We start from the raw sequence: 15,698 nt of genomic DNA, 5'->3' as shown, positions 1-15,698 counted from the left end.
GTCAGCCTAGGCTGCCCGCTTTGAAGGTGCGGTCTTTTGAAGGCGCGGTCTTTCGGGTGCGGGTTGTTCGTGGCTGGTCGCGCCCACGCGGCGGAGCCGCACAATGTCAGGGCCCCGCGCCCCTCAAGGGGCGCTCACCTCACGCCTGGGGGAGTGGCACCCCTTGCACCGCCTGGACGTCCAACTCCACCTTCAGCGTGGTGCCGATCGCCGAGATGCCTGCCTGGATGACCTGGTTGTAGTTCATGGCGAAGTCCTCGCGGTGGAGTTCGGTCGTCGCCCGGAAGGCGGCCCGCGTGCCGCCCCAGGGGTCCCCGCCCGTGCCCAGGTAGGCGAGGTCCAGGTCGACCGGGCGGGCGATGCCGCGCATGGTGAGTTCGCCGTGGACGGTCCAGCGGTCGGAGCCGGCCGGGGTCAGGCCGGTCGAGCGGTAGGTGATCTGCGGGTACGTCTCGACGTCGAGGAAGTCGGGGGACTTCAGGTGGCCGTCGCGCATGCCGTTGCCGGTGTCGATCGAGGCCGCGGTGATCACGGCCTCGACGCGGGACTTGGACACGTCGTCCGGGGCGATCTCGATCGTCGCGGAGAAGTCCGTGAAACGGCCGTGCACGCTGGAGATGCCCAGGTGCTGCGCGACGGCGCCGACGGAGGAGTGCGCCGGGTCGACGGTCCAGGGTCCGGGCGGCGGCAGTTCGTTGCCGCCCTGGCGGGCGAGGGTCACGTTGCCGATCTCGGCCCGGCCGCTCGCCGTGACGATCGCGCTGGAGGCGGCGGGCGCGTACCCGACCGCGGTCACGATCACGGTGTACGCGCCGGGCGTGAGGGGGGTCGGGTCGTGCACGGTGCCTTCGGTGTCCGCCTCGGCGCGCAGCACCTGCGTCCCGGTCATGTCGGTCACCGTGACGACGGCGTGCGACACGGCCCATCCGTCCCGCGTGCGAATCCGTGCGGTCAGTCCCATCCCGTTTTCTCCCTGCAAAGCACTAAAAATCGGTCGCAATGAAACCGGCCCGTGGGGGGCGCACCTCCGCTCAGAGTGCGCGCGTCCCCACGGGCCGGGGTATCAACTACTCGCCGGGGTGGGCGAGGGTGATGTCGTGGTCGTCGACGCCACGGCCGGTGACCGTGAGAGCCGTCGCCACCGGGGGGTAACCCGTCGCGATGACGGTGTACTCGCCACCGTCCAGGTCGGTGAAGGCGTACGCGCCGTCCGTGCCGGTCCTGGCGGTGCCGATCACGTTGCCGGCCGCGTCGACCAGCGTGACCCGGGCGTCGCCCAGGGGGCCGCCGGGGGCCCGTACGACGCCCTGGAGCTGGGCGCCCGCGCTGAGCTCGACCTCGACCCGGGTGACCCCGGCGCCGCCGACCTCGACGGTGAGGGCCTGCGGGCGGTGGCCGGCCGCGTTCACCGCGATGGTCACCGGACCCGGAACCAGTTCGGCGAAGGTGAACTGGCCCTGCTCACCGGTGGTCCCGGTGGCCAGCACGTCACCGCGGACGTCGGTCACGATGACCATGGCGTCCTTGACCGGGGTGCCGGTCCCGGCGGCCCGGACGAATCCGCTCAGCCCGCTCGTGCCGCTCAGCAGGATGTCGTACGCCACCGGCTCGTCGTTCACGATGATCGTCGAGGCCTGCGGCTGGAAGCCGTCGGCGGAGGCGATCAGGACGTACGAGCCCGTGCCGGGCGCGTCCACCGTGTAGAAGCCGTCGGCCTGCGCGACCGACCGGCCCAGCTGCCGTCCCGCGAGCGAGATCAGCGTGACCGCGGCCTGCGGGACGGGGGCGCTCTCGGCGCCGCGGACGTGACCGCGGACCGGTATGCCGCCGGAGGCGGGCAGCGGGGCGCTCTCCCGTGTCGCGGTGGCGACAGCGGCGAGCCGCTGCGTGCCCTCGGGTCCGGCCGCGAGGCTCGTCTCGGCGACGGCCGCCCAGCTCGGGATCCTCTCGTCGGCGGCGGGTGCCTCGGCGGTGGCCGAAGCCGTCGGCGCGGTGGCCTCCGCCTTCGCCTCCGCGGCCTGGGCGAGTGCGCCCGAGGTCCGCAGCGGGACCTCCTTGATGAACAGGACGATGAAGAAGGCGAGCAGCGCCAGGGCGGAGCCGATCATGAAGACGTCCGCGATGCCGTGACCGTAGGCGCTCTCCAGGACGGTGCGCAGCGGGGCGGGCAGTGCGTCCATGTTCGGGATGGTGCCGGAGCCGGAGCCGGACGCGGCGGCCGCGTACTTGGGGTCGATGCCGGCCAGGCCGTCCTTGACGTAGTCGGTGATCCGGGTGGACATGATCGCGCCGAGCGCGGAGACGCCGATCGCACCGCCGAGGGAGCGGAAGAACGTCACCGTGGAGCTGGCCGAGCCGAGGTCGGACGGGGCCACCTGGTTCTGCGTGGACAGCACCAGGTTCTGCATCGTCATGCCGACGCCGAGACCGAGCAGCGCCATGAAGATCGCGACGTGCCAGTAGGTCGTGTCGTAGCGGATGGTGCCCAGCAGGCCCAGGCCCGCGGTGATCAGGACGGTGCCGCTGACCAGCCAGTACTTCCACCGGCCGGTCTTGGTGATGACCTGGCCGGAGACCGTGGAGGCGATGAACAGGCCGCCGATCATCGGGATGGTCATGACGCCCGACATCGTCGGGGACTTGTCCCGGGCCAGCTGGAAGTACTGGCTGAAGAAGACGGTGCCGGTGAACATCGCGACGCCCACGAAGAGCGAGGCGAGGGAGGAAAGGGTGATGGTGCGGTTGCGGAACAGCCGCAGCGGGATGATCGGCTCGCTCGCCTTGGACTCGACGAGCACGAACAGCAGGCCGAGGACGATCGCGCCTCCGACCATCGCGTACGTCTGCCCCGACACCCAGTCGTACTTGTCACCGGCGAAGGTGACCCAGACCAGCAGCAGCGAGACCGCGGCGGAGATGAAGAACGCGCCGCCCCAGTCGACCTTCACGTCCCGCTTCACGGTGGGCAGGTGCAGGGTCTTCTGCAGCACGATCAGCGCGATGATCGCGAACGGCACGCCGACGTAGAAGCACCAGCGCCAGCCGAGCCACGAGGTGTCGGTGATGACACCGCCGAGCAGCGGGCCGCCGACGGTTGCGACAGCGAAGGTCGCGCCGAGGTAGCCGGAGTAACGCCCGCGCTCACGCGGGGAGATCATCGCCGCCATGACGATCTGGGCGAGGGCGGACAGACCGCCGACGCCGACGCCCTGGACCACGCGGCATGCGATGAGCATGCCGGGGTTCTGGGACAGACCGGCGGCGGCCGATCCCAGCACGTATATGACGAGGGCTATCTGTACGAGCGCCTTCTTGCTGTACAGGTCGGAGAGCTTGCCCCACAGAGGCGTGGTCGCGGTCATGGCCAGCAGCGAGGCCGTGACGACCCAGGTGTAGGCGGACTGGCCGCCGCCCAGGTCGCCGATGATCTCGGGGAGTGCGTTGGTGACGATCGTCGACGACAGGATCGCGACGAACATACCGAGCAGCAGCCCGGAGAGGGCCTCCATGATCTGCCGGTGCGTCATCGGAGCGCCGTCGGAGGGCGCACCTCCGTGCTTGGCGTGAGCCCGCACACCGGCTGGTGTGGTCGTTGCCATGGGCTTCCTTTTCTTGTCTTACGCGGGTGTACGGGTGGTCAGTTCGGTTGCTTCCGGCGCGTAGGGCGGCCGGGGTACGGCACGGCAGTCGCCGAAGCTCTCGCGCAGCCGGCCCATCAGGTGGATGAGCAGGCCGACCTCGTGGTCGGACCAGTCGCTCAGCCGGTCGGCGAACAGCCGTGAGGAGCGGCGGGAGAGTTCGGTGAGCTGCTCGCGTCCCGCGTCGGTGAGGCGCAGGATGCGGGAGCGTTTGTCGGCGGGGTCGGGGAGGCGTTCGATCCAGCCCCGGTCGGCGACGTGGGCGACGTGGCGGCTGGTCACCGACATGTCCACGGCGAGCAGCTCGGCGAGCTTGCTCATCCGCATGTCGCCGTGCCGGCCGAGGAGGGTCAGTACGGCGGCGGAGCCCGCGGGGCAGTCGTGCGGCAGGATCCGCCCGAGCTCCCGCTTCACGGCACCGATGGCACTGAGCTGACGAGCCAATTCCTCGTACTGCGCCTGCTCGGCCATCACACCTCCTGTATTCGTTGCTTGGGGCAACCATAAATCCAGTTGGTTGCTGCAGGCAAACGATATCGCTGCCGCTGGGCTAAAAAGATGGCAAAGGCAAGTATTGGCGAATGTAAACCTGCTGGTGGGCGGCGTGCGTGGCTTTGAAGCCGCTGTGGATCGACGGAGCGTGACCTTCGCGGGGCGGGGTCCGGGCGCATGCGCGCCGGCCGCTGTGGGGCGGGGCGGGACGTGGTGGGACGGGGTGGTGGCCGGACTGTGCGGCTTGCACCCTGCAGCCCGCACCTTGTCGTCCGGTCCTTGGCCGGCGCTGCGCTCCGGCCGCCGGTTGGGCTTTGTGCCGCTCGGGTGGCTTCGTGCTGCCTGGATGGGGGTGGGTGTCTGGCCTCACCTGGGGCTGCGCCCCGCCCGCCCCCGCCCGGGGAGGGATTCCCTGGCCGGGCGCTGCGCTTCGCCCCCTGCGGGGACGATGGCCGGGGTTGTGCCGCTGCATCTTGTTAGGGGCCGAGCTCCCGTCACTGCGGGGCGGGGCGTCTGGCTCCTGCGGGGGCGGGCTCCGGTCATCTGGGGGCTGTGCGTCTGACCTCTGCGGGGTTGCGCGTCTGACCCCTGCTGGGTCGAGCGTCTGGCCCCTGCAGGGTTGCGCGTCTGGCCCCGGCGGGGCTGAGCTCCGGTCACCTGCGGGGCTTGCGCGCCCGGCCCCCGCGGGGCTGCCGCCCTAACCGGGCGGGACCCCCGCTGGGGCTGCCGCCCTCATCGGGCGGGGGCTGTGCGTCGGGCTCGTGGTCGGGACTGTTCTTTTGCGCCCTCGCTTCTGCCATCTGCGGGTCCCGCGCTCGGCGTGCTCGCAGGTGGCTGGGTCCCCGTTGCTCCTGCGGGGGGTCGCCTCGGGGGCCCGCTGGGTTCCGTTCCACCCGGGCGGGGCCGGGGGCCGGCTCCGTCTGGGGCCGCGCCTTCGCGCTCGTGGGGGCCGCCGTCCTGGTGGGCTGTGCGGTCTTGTCGAGTAGGGGGCGCTTCGCGCGAATTGGGCGGGGGTCCCGGGCCGCTGGGCGGGCGAGCCGTTCATCCGGAGGTCTCCGGCTGTCGGGCGGTGGGGGCTGGGCGCGCGGTTCCTGGCGTTCCTGGCGGGGCGCTGCCGGCGGGGCGTGCGTCATCCGGCTCGTCGCCCAGGCCATCCAGAACCGGGGAACGGGAGGGCGAGGGGAACCCGGCGCTTGGGTAGGGGGCATGTATTCGCTAGGGTCCTGGGCCATGGCAAACACCCAGGGCCCCGAGGGCAACTACGACCCCGCGGGTAGCACCCAGATGTTCCGCGCTTTCGTCGACGAGGGCCCCCAGGCCCGGCAGCAGCAGGCGGCCGCCCCGGCGGGCCCCCGCATCGGCCTGATCATCGGCATCGTCGTCGCCGTGGCGGTCGTCGCCGCCGTGGCGTGGCTCGCGCTGGCGTAAGGGCAACACCCCGCCCGCCCCGCCGGTAGGACCGGTGGAGGCGGGTCACTTCCACTGGACGGACACGTCCCGCGTCTCGATGTGCATGCCGAGCGGCACGCGCCAGTCGTCGACGCACACCGTCCAGGTCTTTGTGCTGCCCGCTCCGGCCGCGATCGGCACGGGCAGATCCCGCGTCGAGTCGATCGTCGCCCAGTCGATGCCGAGCGCCCCGATGATGTGCGTCCCGAGGGTCACCGTGCCCGAACGCACGGCACTGCCACCGGTGTTGCGGAAGGAGACCGTCACCTTCTCGCACCAGCGCTTGTCGGTGGCCTCCCGCGCGGGCTCGCTCACGTCGAGAACGGCGGGACCGGGAGGGCTGGGGGTACTGGGGAGACCCGAGGGACTGGTACCTGCCGTGGAACCCGGGGTCGGCCGAGCGGAGGGCGCCGACGTCGCGCCCGAACCGGCGCCCGTACGGGGTGAGTTGTCGTCACCGGGATCCGTCGCCGTGCCGGGCGAAGCGGAAAGCGGGGGCTGCGGGGGTGAACTGCCCTGCTGGGGGGCTCCCTTGGCGGCTTCCGCGAGTGGCGTGGACTCGGGCAGTGGGGTCAGTGAGACGCTCCCGGTCGGGGCCACCACGGGTCCCGAATCGGCCGGCGCCCCCACCGCCACGTATCCGCCGCCGCTCCCACCGTCCCCGCACGCGGCCAGTACGGCACCCAGACAGACAACAGCCGTCGAGGCGCCCACCAGGGCGCCTCGACGGCCATGGAGCCAAGTCGCTCGACGCATCGCGCCAGTGTGGCTGACGATCCGTCAATTATGAAGGGTTGAGCGCGGGAGGTCTCAGTCGGAGATCAGGCCCTCGCGGAGCTGGGCCAGGGTGCGGGTGAGAAGGCGGGAGACGTGCATCTGTGAGATGCCGACCTCCTCGCCGATCTGCGACTGGGTCATGTTGGCGAAGAACCGCAGCATGATGATCCGGCGCTCGCGGGGCGGGAGTTTGGCGAGCAGCGGCTTCAGCGACTCGCGGTACTCGACGCCCTCCAGGGCCGTGTCCTCGTAGCCGAGGCGGTCCGCGAGGGAACCCTCGCCACCGTCGTCCTCGGGGGCCGGGGAGTCGAGGGAGGAGGCCGTGTAGGCGTTGCCGACCGCGAGGCCGTCGACGACGTCCTCCTCCGACACGCCCAGGACCGCGGCGAGTTCGGCGACGGTCGGCGACCGGTCGAGCTTCTGGGAGAGCTCGTCGCTGGCCTTGGTGAGGGCCAGACGCAGCTCCTGGAGGCGCCGCGGGACGCGGACGGACCACGAGGTGTCACGGAAGAACCGCTTGATCTCGCCCACGACCGTCGGCATCGCGAACGTCGGGAACTCCACTCCGCGTTCGCAGTCGAAGCGGTCGATCGCCTTGATCAGGCCGATGGTGCCGACCTGGACGATGTCCTCCATCGGCTCGTTGCGGGAGCGGAAGCGGGCCGCCGCGTACCGAACGAGCGGGAGGTTGAGCTCGATGAGGGTGTCCCGGACGTAGGCACGCTCGGGGCTGTTCTCGCCGAGTGCGGCGAGCCGCAGGAACAGGGAGCGGGACAGGGTGCGGGTGTCGATGGCTCCCGAGGTCTCGGGGGCCGCCGGGACGGCTTCGAGGGCCGGAGCGGCATCGGGGGCCGGGAGGGCCGGGACATCGTGAAGCGCGTCGGGCGCGGATTCGCTCTTCGTGAGCGTGAGCACCTTCGAGCTGCCCTGGTCTGCGGACATGCCACCCCCTTTGGGTCGCGGACGGTCGCGGCGGACGCTCCCGTCGGAGGAACGCAGCCTCCACCTGAATACCGGCGGCGAGGCCGCGGCAAACGCTCTTCGGGGAGAATGTCACATGTCGGCAACACGCTGTAGTGACATGTCGACATGGAAGGGGTGAATCGGCCCTGGAAAAGGGGGGTCTGACGGTTTTTCGACGCTGAACTGTCGGAAAAGTAGCCCTTGAGCGATTCGCTCTTTTCGGTTACGCCTCGATCCTGTTTGCGGATCGAAGACGTGCGAAGCTCCGGGCGAGCAGCCTTGACACATGCATCTGGGAGACTCCCAGTTCCGCGCTGATCTGTGACTGCGTCAGATTGCTGTAGTAGCGCAGGAGAAGGATGCGCTGCTCGCGCTCGGGCAGTTGTACGAGGAGATGGCGGACGAGGTCGCGGTGTTCGACCCCGTCGAGGGCCGGGTCCTCGTAGCCGAGCCGGTCGAGCAGTCCGGGCAGCCCGTCACCCTCCTGGGCGGCTTCGAGGGAGGTCGCGTGGTACGAGCGTCCGGCCTCGATGCAGGACAGCACCTCCTCCTCGGTGATGCGCAGCCGCTCGGCGATCTCGGCGGTCGAGGGGGAGCGTCCGAAGGCCGTCGTCAGGTCCTCCGTCGCGCTGTTCACCTGCACCCACAGCTCGTGCAGCCGGCGGGGTACGTGGACGGTGCGGACGTTGTCGCGGAAGTACCGCTTGATCTCGCCGACGACGGTCGGCATCGCGAAGGTCGGGAACTGCACGCCCCGGTCGGGGTCGAAGCGGTCGATCGCGTTGATCAGGCCGATGGTGCCGACCTGGACCACGTCCTCCATCGGCTCGTTGCGGGAGCGGAAGCGGGCGGCCGCGTACCGCACGAGCGGCAGGTTCGCCTCGATGAGCGCCCCGCGTACGCGGTCGTGCTCCGTGGTGCCCGGCTCCAGCGTCTTGAGCTGGCCGAAGAGCAGCTGGGTGAGGGCCCGGGTGTCGGCGCCGCGGCGTCGCTCAGGGGTGACCTGCTCGGGGGTGACGCGTTCGTGGGCGATGTGCTCCGGGGCGAGGGGTTCCGTGGTGACGCGCTCCGTGGCGACGCGTTCCTGGGTGAGGGGTTCCGTGCTGATGTGTTCCGTGGGGATTTCCTGTGGCGGTGCTTGAGGCGCAGTACTGGCCGGCACGGTCAACTCCACCTCTCTGATCCGTCAGATCCATCAACTCATCCGTCAAAAGCGGTCATAGCATCACAAGACATGTGCACTGTGTGCAAGCACCGCATAACCCCGTGTTGAACAGGATTTAGGGAGAGTTGGGGCATACGAAACGGAAAAGCCCCCCGCCGGTTTCCGGCGAGGGGCCCAGAGCGTGTCGGCCCGGATCGGTTCAGAACGGATAGTCGGCGATCACCCAGGTCGCGAACTCGCGCCACAGCGCGACGCCCGCCTGGTGCGCGGGATGCTCCAAGTACCGCTTCAGGGCGTCGGGGTCGTCGACCGCGGAGTTGATCGCGAAGTCGTACGCGACGGGCCGGTCGGTGATGTTCCAGCCGCACTCCCAGAACCGCAGCTCGGGGATCTGGTCGCCGAGCGGACGGAAGGCGGCCACGCCCTCGACGACGCGGGGGTCGTCACGCTCGACGCCTTCGTTGAGCTTGAAGAGGACCAGATGGCGGATCACGGGTACTCCCTGGTGGTACGGGCCGTGCGGGGGCGGCCGATCAGTTCTTGGCCCCGTCGGCGATCCACGTCATGAAGTCGCCGATGGACCGGGCGGCGGTCGAAATGCCCTCGAACCCTATCTGGACGTAGTCGGCCGCCTTCGCCGGATCCGTGATGATCACGTAGAGCGCGAAGACCACGAGTATGTAGACGGCGATCTTCTTCGAATTCACCGCCATCGCGGCCTCCCCTGTGACTGCTGCGCCCACTGGGCCCCGTGTGCCGGCGGCGAGTGTAACCTTCACCCCACTTTTTTGGACCAACGGCCCGCTGGCCTAGGTCCTTTGCCGTACGCACGAAGGGCCCCGTCTTGCGACGAGGCCCTTCTCAAGCGGTAGCGGAGGGATTTGAACCCTCGGTGACTTGCGCCACACTCGCTTTCGAGGCGAGCTCCTTCGGCCGCTCGGACACGCTACCGAGGGAGACCCTACCCCAAGGTGGGCCGTGGTCTGAAATCCGTTTCCCGCCTCCCCCTGGAGTCAGCGGTCGCGGAAGAAACGCGTGAGCAGACCCGCGCACTCGTCCTCGAGTACGCCCCCGATCACCTCGGGGCGGTGGTTGAGCCGGCGGTCGCGTACGAGGTCCCAGACGGAACCGACCGCGCCCGCCTTCTCGTCGCGGGCGCCGTAGACGACCCGGTCCACCCGGGACTGGACGAGCGCGCCCGCGCACATCGTGCAGGGCTCCAGGGTGACGACGAGCGTGCAGCCGGCCAGCCGCCACTCGCCGAGCCGCTGGGCGGCCCCGCGGATCGCGAGCACCTCGGCGTGCGCCGTCGGATCGCCCGTGGCCTCGCGTTCGTTGTGTCCGGTCGCGAGCACCGTCGTACCGTCCGTGGACAGCACGACGGCGCCGACGGGAACATCCCCGCCCTGGACGGCCCGGTGGGCCTCGTCCAGGGCGAGCCGCATCGCGGCCCGCCAGCGGTCGCGTACCGGATCTGCCGGATCTGCTGGAAAGGTCTCTTTTGTCGGGCTCACCCGGGAAATCTATCGGGCTCGCCAGGGAAACCGCCTCCCCCGGAACCGCGGGAGCCGGGCCCTGCCTTCCGGATCGGGTCCTGGGCCCGTCCGGCGGATCAGGCCCTAGCGGACGGTCTCCAGGACCTCTGCCGCTCCCAGGGCTTCGGCGATCGTGCTGAGCGCGTCGCCTTCGTCCAGGGCGAGCAGTTCCTTCTCGCTCACACCGAGGTCGGCGAGGATCTCGCGGTCCCCGACGGGGCTGTGCGAGACGATCTCGCCGGAGACGCTCTCCTCCTCCTCGTCGTCCTCGGAGTCGTTTGCGTCGTCGGGTTCACCGTCCTCGGTGCCGTCCAGGTCGAGGGAGTCCAGGTCGGCGTCGTCGTCGCCGGGCTCCCGTCCTAGTAGTTCGTCCGTGAGCAGGATCTCGCCGTACGAGCTGCGGGCTGCGGCTGCGGCGTCCGAGACGTAGATGCGAGGGTCCTCCTCACCGTCCACGCGGACGACGCCGAACCACGCGTCCTCCTGCTCGATGAGTACGAGCACCGTGTCCTCCTCCGAGGCTTCACGGGCCAGATCGGTCAGATCCGACAGGGTCTCCACATCGTCGAGCTCTGTGTCGCTCGCTTCCCACCCGTCTTCGGTGCGCGCGAGCAGTGCGGCGAAGTACACCGTGACTCTCCCACTGGTCATAGGCGTGCCGGTTGGGGGTCCCCCCGGCGGAGGTCGATTGGGCGGGGAGTGCTGCTCCGAGACCCCACCCACTCGGAATCGTGGCAGAAACAGAGCGTTCAGGGGACGTCTTCGGCCTGCTGTGTCTGCCTCTTTTGATCGCTAACAGCGGATCGTACGCGGCCCTCGGCGTCGTGTGTGCATGTCCCCGCCCTCACGGCGTGGGCGGGACACCAAGGAGCTACCGAAGGACTACCAAAGGACTACCAACGGAGCCACCGGCGGAGCTACCAACGGAAGGTGCGCATGCGCATGGCGTGACGGAGGCGGGCGACCTTGGCGCGGCGGGGCTGGACGCGGTCGCGCAGCTCACGCGCCTCGGTCAGGTCCCGGAGGAACTGGGCCCGGCGCCGCCGGCGCTCGGCGTCCGTCTCCGGCTGCCCGATCGGTTCGGGCGGTTCGGCCCGTTCGGATTGTTCGACGCGGCGAAGTCGTCCCGTCCGTTCGGCCCCATCGGCCCGTTCGGCCCCCTCGGCCCCCTCGGCTCGTCCGAGTCGGTCCAGCTGCTCCGGGGACTCCTTTTCCCGGTCCGGCATAGGCACACCACCCCAGGTTCGTCCCTACCGCCTTCCCTCTGACGGGCGGTTTGATGCCAGCGCGAGGGACACGGGGGCACGGCTACTGTTATGGGCATGCGTCTCCACGTCGTCGACCACCCCTTGGTCGCCCATAAGCTCACCACCCTGCGCGACCGGCGCACCGACTCCGCGACCTTCCGGCGGCTCGCCGACGAGCTGGTCACCCTGCTCGCCTACGAGGCCACCCGCGACGTGCGCACCGAGCAGGTCGACATCGTGACCCCGGTCGCCCCCACCACGGGCGTCAAGCTGTCCTACCCGCGCCCGCTGGTCGTGCCGATCCTGCGTGCGGGCCTCGGCATGCTCGACGGCATGGTGCGGCTGCTGCCGACCGCCGAGGTGGGCTTCCTGGGCATGGTGCGCGACGAGGAGACGCTCCAGGCGTCCACGTACGCGACCCGGATGCCGGACGACCTCTCCGGGCGCCAGGTGTACGTCCTCGACCCGATGCTGGCCACCGGCGGCACGCTCGTCGCGGCGATCCAGGAGCTGATCAAGCGCGGCGCCGACGACGTCACCGCCGTGGTGCTGCTCGCAGCCCCGGAGGGCGTCGAGGTCATGGAGCGCGAGCTCGCGGGCACGCCGGTGACGGTCGTGACCGCGTCGGTCGACGAACGGCTCAACGAGCACGGTTACATCGTGCCGGGGCTGGGCGACGCGGGGGACCGGATGTACGGGGCGGCCGAGTAGGTTCCCGCACCTGCGCGGGACCTGCCACGGTCCTACGGGACCCGTCGCGGCCCTACGGGGCCTGCAGTCGCCCTTGGTCCCTCAGCGGCCTTGTCGGGGCCATCCAGGGGTCCAGGGCCCAGTGGTCGGTTCCGAACGATCAGTGGTCTCGCGAAGGCTGTCTGCGGTCCCTACGGGGCTGCCGACAGCCTTCGCCGTTCAGCAGCTCTTCGGAGAGGCGGACGCGGCCGGCCGGGGCCCGGACAGGGTGGCCAGGGCCTTGTCGGCGTCCTCCTTCTTCGTGAGGCTCTTGAAGGCGGTGCCGATGATCAGGTCGACCCGGTCGGCCTGGGCGCGGCCGTCCGTCTTCACCTCGGCGCCGGACAACTGCGTGCCCAGCACCGGCAGCGCGGCCTGTGCGGCCCCCTTGGCGCCGAGCAGTATCCCGGCGCCGTTGACCTTCTTGTCGTACGTGGCCGTCGCGTTGCCCACGTCGCCGATGCGGAACCCGCGCTTCTTCAGCTCGTCCGCCGTCTGCTTGGCGAGCCCGCTGCGCGGCGTGGCGTTCAGGACGTTGACGGTGATCTGCCCGGGCCTGGGCAGCGTCCCGGCGGCGGTGGACGTCGTGGACGCCGTGGTCGCCTTGGCCGACGGGCCGGCCGTGGACGTGCAGTCGCCCTTCGTACCGGCCGCCGTGGCCTTGTCGCCCTTGCCCGTGAAGACGTCGATGAGCTGCAGGGTTCCCCACCCGACCAGCCCTAGCGCGGTGACGGAGGCGACGACCAGGAACACGAGCCTGCGACGCCCCCGGGGTCGGCGCATCCGTGGGTATTTGTCCCCCGTGATCCGGTACTGGCCGCCCATGCCAGGGGGAGTGAGCATGCTCATGGGCGCAGCGTAGTGTGCCGCGGCGGTGATTCCTACTAAATGATCATCGGTCGAGGTTCAGTCCAACCCAAAAGGGTCAACGAGCCGGGATCTTGGGCCTCGAGGAGGCTCTCGCGAGTCAGTCGAGCTCGAGCACACGTGCGTGGAGCACCTGGCGCTGTTGCAGCGCGGCGCGTACGGCGCGGTGCAGGCCGTCCTCGAGGTACAGGTCGCCCTGCCACTTCACTACGTGCGCGAACAGGTCGCCGTAGAACGTGGAGTCCTCGGCGAGGAGGGTCTCCAGGTCCAGCTGGCCCTTGGTCGTCACGAGCTGATCGAGGCGGACCGGGCGCGGCGCGACGTCCGCCCACTGCCGGGTGCTTTCCCGGCCGTGGTCGGGGTACGGCCGTCCGTTTCCGATGCGCTTGAAGATCACACGGAAAGCCTACCGGCCCAGACCTTCCGGGCGCAGCCATGGCGACGTAGTGCGACGCTGGAAAAGACGCCGTAAATCAGTGCAAACCGGGAACAGGGGCCTGATATGAGCGACAGCGAAGCACCTCCCGCGGTGGCACCCGAAGGTGTGAGCGGCGCTCCCGGGCTCTCCCAGGAGGCGCTGGAGATCGCCTCCGGTTACGCGTTCGCCGGACCTGCGCTCGACCTGGGCGCTCTGCTCTGGGACGGGCGGTGTCTGCCGGACGCCCGGATCCGCATTCCGCTGCCCGTGCTCAACCGGCACGGGCTGGTCGCCGGAGCCACCGGCACCGGCAAGACCAAGACGCTGCAGCTGATCGCCGAACAGTTGTCCGTGCAGGGCGTGCCGGTGTTCCTCGCCGACATCAAGGGTGATGTCTCCGGGATCTCGGCCCCGGGCGTGTCGAACGACAAGGTGCTGGCGCGTGCCCAGGAGGTCCACCAGGAGTGGACGCCGACCGCCTGCCCGGCCGAGTTCTACGCGCTCGGCGGCATGGGCAGGGGCATCCCCGTACGGGCGACGGTCACCAGCTTCGGCCCGGTGCTGCTCTCCAAGGTGCTCCAGCTGAACCAGACTCAGGAGCAGTCGCTCGGCCTGATCTTCCACTACGCCGACCAGAAGGGTCTTGAACTGTTCGACCTCAAGGACCTGCGGGCCGTCGTCACCTTCCTGACCTCGGACGAAGGCAAGGCGGAGCTGAAGGGCATCGGTGGCCTGTCGCCCGCGACGGCGGGCGTGATCCTGCGCTCCCTGACCGCCTTCGAGGCGCAGGGCATGAGCCCGTTCTTCGGGGAGCCGGAGTTCGACACGAGCGAGCTGCTGCGGACGGCGTCGGACGGGCGCGGGACGGTGTCCGTCCTCGAACTCCCCGAGGTCCAGGACAAACCGCAGCTCTTTTCGACCTTCCTGATGTGGATGCTCGCCGATCTCTTCCACGACCTCCCGGAGGTCGGCGACATCGACAAGCCGAAACTGGTCTTCTTCTTCGACGAGGCGCACCTGCTCTTCACCGGCGCGTCGAAGGCCTTCCTGGAGTCGATCACCCAGACCGTGCGGCTCATTCGTTCGAAGGGGGTCGGCGTCTTCTTCGTGACGCAGACCCCGAAGGACGTGCCGTCCGACGTCCTCGCCCAGCTCGGCAACCGCGTTCAGCACGCGTTGCGCGCCTTCACCCCGGACGACCAGAAGGCGCTGAAGGCCACGGTGAAGACCTTCCCCAACTCCGCGTACGACCTGGAGGAGGTCCTCACCGGCATCGGCACCGGCGAGGCCGTGGTGACCGTGCTGAGCGAGAAGGGCGCGCCGACGCCGGTCGCGGTGACCCGGCTGCGGGCCCCGCAGTCCCTGATGGGCCCTGTCGATCCGGCCGCGCTGGACCGGGCGGTGCAGGCGTCCCCGCTGTACGGGCGTTACGCGCAGGCGGTCGACCGCGAGTCCGCGTACGAGAAGCTCGCGGCGCGGGACGCGGCCGCCGCGCAGGCCGCCGCCCAGGCGGCTGCGGAGGCCGGCCGGGCGCCCGCGAAGGGCGGCGGCCGGGCGAAGGAGGAACCCTCGGTCGTCGAACAGGTCGTCGGCAGCGGGATCTTCAAGGCGCTGGCACGGTCGATGGGCACGCAGATCGGCAGGGAGATCACCCGCTCCCTCTTCGGGACGGCTCGGCGCAGGCGGTAGCTGGTAGCTGGTAGCCGGTGGTTGGTGGTCGTTTTTTTGTCATCTGTCACCTGTCACCTGTCACCTGTCAGGCGGTGAGGCGACCGCCCCGCCCACGGGCGGGACGGTCGCCTCACCGTTCCCTCGGTTGTGACTGGCTGCTGTGCCTAGCTGTTTCCGTGCTCCTTGGCCGGGGGCACCTGCACCTGCCGGGCGTCCGGTGTGGGCCTGGGCTCGGGCTGCGGCTTGGGCGTGTTGCGGACGGCTTCCGCGCGCAGGAGGGCGCGCAGGACCGCGTACGGGTCGGTGGGCATGGCTGTGTCCTTGCGTTCGCTTGGTTCACTGACTGGCTGGTGGGGACGGTCCGGAGGCCGGGCCGGGCCTGTCAGCAGCGCAGGACCACGGAGCGCAGGGCGTGCAGCGTGCGGGAGTGCGACGGCGGTACGTGACGGGGGCGGGGCGCCGGCTCCGGGCAGTCGGGAGCGGTCGGCGCGGGGCGCAGCGGGGTGAGGGGGCGGTGGTCCTGCCGGGCGGGCGGGCGAAGGGCCGTGTCGAGTACGTCGTGTTCGGCGCCGCAGCCCGCTTCGGCGGAGGCCACGACGGGGTTCGGGGCGAGGGCGTCGACGTGGGCGCCCGCCGCGAGGATCGTGACGACGAGGAGCGTCAGAACCCGCATCCACGCGTGCCGGTGCGGCGGGCGCGGCCGGCGGTGCGAAGAGGAGCTCATAGGAGGTCATGTCCCCATCCGGA

The 15,698-nt window shown here is 70.2% G+C and carries 18 protein-coding genes and 1 tRNA gene; 3 read left to right on the top strand and 16 right to left on the bottom strand.

All coding sequences use genetic code 11. The features are described 5' to 3' along the window. Nucleotides 1–139: 139 nt before the first annotated feature. From KVT44_RS28705 to KVT44_RS28695, 3 genes are all read right to left on the bottom strand, one after another. Nucleotides 140–961, bottom strand: coding sequence for a YceI family protein (locus KVT44_RS28705; RefSeq protein WP_217569724.1), 822 nt, complete (start codon nt 959–961; stop codon nt 140–142). 106 nt (nt 962–1,067) lie between these two features. Continuing rightward, on the bottom strand, nt 1,068–3,599 hold the full coding sequence (locus KVT44_RS28700) for an MFS transporter (protein WP_217569722.1): 2,532 nt from the start codon (nt 3,597–3,599) through the stop codon (nt 1,068–1,070). 18 nt (nt 3,600–3,617) lie between these two features. Then, nucleotides 3,618–4,109 carry a MarR family winged helix-turn-helix transcriptional regulator gene (locus tag KVT44_RS28695; protein WP_217569720.1) on the bottom strand — a complete coding sequence of 164 codons (492 nt, stop codon included), beginning with the start codon at nt 4,107–4,109 and terminating at the stop codon, nt 3,618–3,620. 1,251 nt (nt 4,110–5,360) lie between these two features. Between KVT44_RS28695 and KVT44_RS28690 the strand changes: the two genes are divergently transcribed. After that, nucleotides 5,361–5,558 carry a hypothetical protein gene (locus tag KVT44_RS28690; RefSeq protein ID WP_054235117.1) on the top strand — a complete coding sequence of 66 codons (198 nt, stop codon included), beginning with the start codon at nt 5,361–5,363 and terminating at the stop codon, nt 5,556–5,558. Nucleotides 5,559–5,603: 45 nt separating this feature from the next. Here KVT44_RS28690 and KVT44_RS28685 read toward each other — a convergent pair whose 3' ends face one another. The 9 genes from KVT44_RS28685 to KVT44_RS28645 form a co-directional block, all read right to left on the bottom strand. After that, the gene (locus KVT44_RS28685; RefSeq protein ID WP_217569719.1) at nt 5,604–6,335 is read right to left on the bottom strand and encodes a hypothetical protein; all 732 of its coding nucleotides are present in this window, start codon (nt 6,333–6,335) and stop codon (nt 5,604–5,606) included. A 54-nt stretch (nt 6,336–6,389) separates the two neighbouring features. Next, nucleotides 6,390–7,298 carry an RNA polymerase sigma factor SigF gene (locus tag KVT44_RS28680; protein ID WP_054235068.1) on the bottom strand — a complete coding sequence of 303 codons (909 nt, stop codon included), beginning with the start codon at nt 7,296–7,298 and terminating at the stop codon, nt 6,390–6,392. Nucleotides 7,299–7,542: 244 nt separating this feature from the next. Beyond that, nucleotides 7,543–8,487 carry an RNA polymerase sigma factor SigF gene (locus tag KVT44_RS28675; RefSeq protein WP_254650019.1) on the bottom strand — a complete coding sequence of 315 codons (945 nt, stop codon included), beginning with the start codon at nt 8,485–8,487 and terminating at the stop codon, nt 7,543–7,545. 196 nt (nt 8,488–8,683) lie between these two features. Further along, nucleotides 8,684–8,977, bottom strand: coding sequence for a Dabb family protein (locus tag KVT44_RS28670; RefSeq protein WP_060899671.1), 294 nt, complete (start codon nt 8,975–8,977; stop codon nt 8,684–8,686). A 40-nt stretch (nt 8,978–9,017) separates the two neighbouring features. Next, nucleotides 9,018–9,197, bottom strand: a complete 180-nt coding sequence (locus tag KVT44_RS28665) for a hypothetical protein (protein WP_067377012.1) — start codon at nt 9,195–9,197, stop codon at nt 9,018–9,020. A gap of 153 nt (nt 9,198–9,350) precedes the next feature. After that, a tRNA-Ser gene (locus KVT44_RS28660) sits at nt 9,351–9,435 on the bottom strand. Between the two features lie 62 nt (nt 9,436–9,497). After that, nucleotides 9,498–9,929, bottom strand: a complete 432-nt coding sequence (tadA, locus tag KVT44_RS28655; protein WP_060899669.1) for a tRNA adenosine(34) deaminase TadA — start codon at nt 9,927–9,929, stop codon at nt 9,498–9,500. Between the two features lie 174 nt (nt 9,930–10,103). Then, nucleotides 10,104–10,649, bottom strand: coding sequence for a hypothetical protein (locus KVT44_RS28650; RefSeq protein ID WP_054235064.1), 546 nt, complete (start codon nt 10,647–10,649; stop codon nt 10,104–10,106). 287 nt (nt 10,650–10,936) lie between these two features. Continuing rightward, a complete protein-coding gene (locus KVT44_RS28645) occupies nt 10,937–11,245 on the bottom strand; it encodes a hypothetical protein (protein WP_217569885.1) in 309 nt (102 codons plus the stop codon). Nucleotides 11,246–11,341: 96 nt separating this feature from the next. Between KVT44_RS28645 and upp the strand changes: the two genes are divergently transcribed. Beyond that, nucleotides 11,342–11,977: a uracil phosphoribosyltransferase gene (gene upp, locus KVT44_RS28640; RefSeq protein WP_054235115.1), complete on the top strand. Its 636-nt coding sequence runs from the start codon at nt 11,342–11,344 to the stop codon at nt 11,975–11,977. A 198-nt stretch (nt 11,978–12,175) separates the two neighbouring features. Here the strand turns inward: upp and KVT44_RS28635 are convergent, their stop codons facing one another. After that, nucleotides 12,176–12,820, bottom strand: a complete 645-nt coding sequence (locus tag KVT44_RS28635; RefSeq protein WP_099921803.1) for a LytR C-terminal domain-containing protein — start codon at nt 12,818–12,820, stop codon at nt 12,176–12,178. Between the two features lie 142 nt (nt 12,821–12,962). Then, entirely contained in the window at nt 12,963–13,259 is a 297-nt protein-coding gene (locus KVT44_RS28630) for a type II toxin-antitoxin system VapB family antitoxin (protein ID WP_003999914.1), read from the bottom strand. Between the two features lie 105 nt (nt 13,260–13,364). Between KVT44_RS28630 and KVT44_RS28625 the strand changes: the two genes are divergently transcribed. Continuing rightward, entirely contained in the window at nt 13,365–14,969 is a 1,605-nt protein-coding gene (locus tag KVT44_RS28625) for a helicase HerA-like domain-containing protein (protein WP_217569715.1), read from the top strand. Between the two features lie 146 nt (nt 14,970–15,115). Here the strand turns inward: KVT44_RS28625 and KVT44_RS28620 are convergent, their stop codons facing one another. Continuing rightward, complete coding sequence (locus tag KVT44_RS28620) at nt 15,116–15,262, bottom strand: hypothetical protein (RefSeq protein ID WP_180292934.1); 147 nt, start codon at nt 15,260–15,262, stop codon at nt 15,116–15,118. A 71-nt stretch (nt 15,263–15,333) separates the two neighbouring features. Continuing rightward, nucleotides 15,334–15,675 (bottom strand): hypothetical protein, encoded by a 342-nt coding sequence (locus KVT44_RS28615; protein ID WP_190173667.1) that lies wholly within the window; start codon nt 15,673–15,675, stop codon nt 15,334–15,336. Nucleotides 15,676–15,698 lie beyond the last annotated feature (23 nt).

This window comes from Streptomyces sp. GbtcB7, assembly GCF_019091445.1.
Classification (GTDB): domain Bacteria; phylum Actinomycetota; class Actinomycetes; order Streptomycetales; family Streptomycetaceae; genus Streptomyces; species Streptomyces mirabilis.
Note: the sequence above shows the minus strand (reverse complement) of the source record. Positions and strands in the feature narration are given on the sequence as shown.

What these genes read in the sequence shown, in the direction of transcription:
- KVT44_RS28705 (WP_217569724.1), bottom strand. Translation starts at nt 961, where the DNA reads ATGGGACTGACCGCACGGATTCGCACGCGGGACGGATGGGCCGTGTCG.
- KVT44_RS28700 (WP_217569722.1), bottom strand. Translation starts at nt 3,599, where the DNA reads ATGGCAACGACCACACCAGCCGGTGTGCGGGCTCACGCCAAGCACGGA.
- KVT44_RS28695 (WP_217569720.1), bottom strand. Translation starts at nt 4,109, where the DNA reads ATGGCCGAGCAGGCGCAGTACGAGGAATTGGCTCGTCAGCTCAGTGCC.
- KVT44_RS28690 (WP_054235117.1), top strand. Translation starts at nt 5,361, where the DNA reads ATGGCAAACACCCAGGGCCCCGAGGGCAACTACGACCCCGCGGGTAGC.
- KVT44_RS28685 (WP_217569719.1), bottom strand. Translation starts at nt 6,335, where the DNA reads ATGCGTCGAGCGACTTGGCTCCATGGCCGTCGAGGCGCCCTGGTGGGC.
- KVT44_RS28680 (WP_054235068.1), bottom strand. Translation starts at nt 7,298, where the DNA reads ATGTCCGCAGACCAGGGCAGCTCGAAGGTGCTCACGCTCACGAAGAGC.
- KVT44_RS28665 (WP_067377012.1), bottom strand. Translation starts at nt 9,197, where the DNA reads ATGGCGGTGAATTCGAAGAAGATCGCCGTCTACATACTCGTGGTCTTC.
- tadA (WP_060899669.1), bottom strand. Translation starts at nt 9,929, where the DNA reads ATGCGGCTCGCCCTGGACGAGGCCCACCGGGCCGTCCAGGGCGGGGAT.
- KVT44_RS28645 (WP_217569885.1), bottom strand. Translation starts at nt 11,245, where the DNA reads ATGCCGGACCGGGAAAAGGAGTCCCCGGAGCAGCTGGACCGACTCGGA.
- upp (WP_054235115.1), top strand. Translation starts at nt 11,342, where the DNA reads ATGCGTCTCCACGTCGTCGACCACCCCTTGGTCGCCCATAAGCTCACC.
- KVT44_RS28635 (WP_099921803.1), bottom strand. Translation starts at nt 12,820, where the DNA reads ATGGGCGGCCAGTACCGGATCACGGGGGACAAATACCCACGGATGCGC.
- KVT44_RS28625 (WP_217569715.1), top strand. Translation starts at nt 13,365, where the DNA reads ATGAGCGACAGCGAAGCACCTCCCGCGGTGGCACCCGAAGGTGTGAGC.
- KVT44_RS28620 (WP_180292934.1), bottom strand. Translation starts at nt 15,262, where the DNA reads ATGCCCACCGACCCGTACGCGGTCCTGCGCGCCCTCCTGCGCGCGGAA.
- KVT44_RS28615 (WP_190173667.1), bottom strand. Translation starts at nt 15,675, where the DNA reads ATGAGCTCCTCTTCGCACCGCCGGCCGCGCCCGCCGCACCGGCACGCG.